The following is a 2,331-nucleotide window of genomic DNA, read 5'->3' on the forward strand; positions in this document are numbered from 1 at the left end:
AAAGCCGAACTCGTCGGCGCCCAAAAGCGCGCCGATCACAACGTCGCGGCCGGTGCGGAAGCCGCCATCGACCTGCACGGAGATGCGGCTGCGCAAGCGTTCGCGCACCAGCGTCTGGTGGGTTTCGGCGAGGCCGATCTCCCATGGGCTGCCGGCGTGCTTGATCGAGGTGAGCGGAGAAGCGCCGGTGCCGCCCTCGAAGCCGGCAATGGTGACGTGGTCGGCGCGCGCTTTGGCAACGCCCGCGGCGACGGTGCCGACGCCGATTTCGGAGACGAGCTTGACCGACACCTGACCGTCCGGATTGACGTTCTTCAGGTCGTAGATGAGCTGGGCTAAGTCCTCGATCGAATAGATGTCGTGATGCGGCGGCGGCGAGATCAGGCCGACGCCGGGCGTCGAATGCCGCACTTTGGCAATCGTCGCGTCGACCTTGTGGCCGGGCAACTGGCCGCCTTCGCCGGGCTTGGCACCCTGCGCCATCTTGATCTGCATCATGTCGGAATTGACGAGGTATTCCGTCGTGACGCCGAAGCGGCCCGAGGCGACCTGCTTTATCGCCGAGCGCATGGAATCGCCGTTCGGCAGCGGCTTGAAGCGATCGGCTTCCTCGCCGCCTTCGCCGGTGTTGGATTTGCCGCCAATCCGGTTCATGGCGATCGCAAGCGTCGTATGCGCCTCGCGCGAGATCGAGCCGAACGACATCGCGCCGGTGGAGAAGCGCTTGACGATCTCCTTGGCCGGCTCGACCTGGTCGAGCGGCACCGGCTTGCGCTTCTCGTCTTCGGCGGACTTGAGCCTGAACAGGCCGCGCAGCGTCAACAGCCGTTCGGACTGCTCGTTGAGGATCTTCGCGAACGCGCGGTAGCGTTCCAGCGAGTTGCCGCGCACGGCATGCTGCAGCGTCGAGACGGATTCGGCGGTCCAGGCGTGATCCTCGCCGCGGGTGCGGTAGGCATATTCGCCGCCGACGTCGAGCGCGCCTCGGTAGACCAGCGCATGGCCGAACGCGTCCGCGTGGCGACGGGCGGTTTCCTCGGCGATTTCGGCCAGACCCACGCCCTCGATACGGGTGTGGGTGCCGGCGAAATATTTCGCGACGAAATCCGCCTTCAGGCCGACGGCGTCGAAGATCTGCGCGCCGCAATAGGACTGATAGGTCGAGATGCCCATCTTCGACATCACCTTGAGCAGGCCCTTGCCGATCGACTTGATGTAGCGCTTGACGATCTCATAGTCGTCGAGCGAGCCCGGCAGGCGGTCCTTCATCGCGATGATGGTCTCGAACGCCAGATAGGGATTGATGGCTTCGGCGCCGTAACCCGCCAGACAAGCAAAGTGATGCACCTCGCGCGGCTCGCCGGATTCAACGACAAGACCGACCGAGGTGCGCAAGCCGGTGCGGATCAGGTGATGATGCACGGCGGCGCAGGCGAGCAGCGATGGAATCGGAATCCGGTCCGTGCCCGCCATGCGGTCGGAGAGAATCACGATGTTGATGCCCTCGCGGACGGCGGCTTCGGCGCGCGCGGTGAGTTCGTCGAGCACCTGTTCGAGGCCCGCCGCGCCAAGGCCGGCATGGAACGTGGTGTCGAGCGTGCGCGACTTGAAATGCGTGTCCGCGATCTCGGAGATCGAGCGGATCTTCTCCAGATCCGTATCGGTCAGGATCGGCTGACGCACTTCGAGGCGCTTGCTGGCGGCCGCGCCTTCGAGGTCGAACAGGTTCGGCCGCGGCCCGATGATCGAGACGAGGCTCATGACGAGCTCTTCGCGGATCGGGTCGATCGGCGGGTTGGTCACCTGCGCGAAGTTCTGCTTGAAATAGGTGAATAGCGGCTTGGGCCGGTCCGACAACGCCGAGATCGGCGTATCGTTGCCCATCGAACCGTGCGCTTCCTCGCCGGTGGAAGCCATCGGCGCCATCAGGATGGTGATGTCTTCCTGGCTGTAGCCGAACGCCTGCTGCCGATCCAGGAGCGGCAGGTTGGAGCGCATGCCCTTGGTCGGCGCCTCCGGCAATTCCTCGAGCACGATCTGCGAGCCGTTGAGCCATTCCTGATAGGGATGGCTCTTGGCAAGCTCGGCCTTGATTTCGTCGTCCGGGATCAGCCGGCCCTGTTCGAGGTCAACCAGCAGCATCTTGCCGGGCTGCAACCGCCACTTGGTGACGATTTCGTCCTCGGGGATCTTGAGCACGCCCATCTCGGAAGCCATGACGATGCGATCGTCCTTGGTGACGAGATAGCGCGCCGGGCGCAGGCCGTTGCGGTCGAGCGTCGCGCCGATCTGCTTGCCGTCGGTGAACGCGATCGCGGCCGGGCCGTCCCA

The 2,331-nt window shown here is 64.9% G+C and carries 1 protein-coding gene; it reads right to left on the reverse strand.

The genetic code is table 11. From position 1 onward, the window contains the following. On the reverse strand, positions 1-2,331 hold a 2,331-nt coding region (locus tag VFL62_RS23570), incomplete at both ends, for a glutamate synthase-related protein (RefSeq protein ID WP_325174804.1).

Origin of the sequence: Bradyrhizobium sp., assembly GCF_035701725.1 — a bacterium.
GTDB lineage: Bacteria > Pseudomonadota > Alphaproteobacteria > Rhizobiales > Xanthobacteraceae > Bradyrhizobium.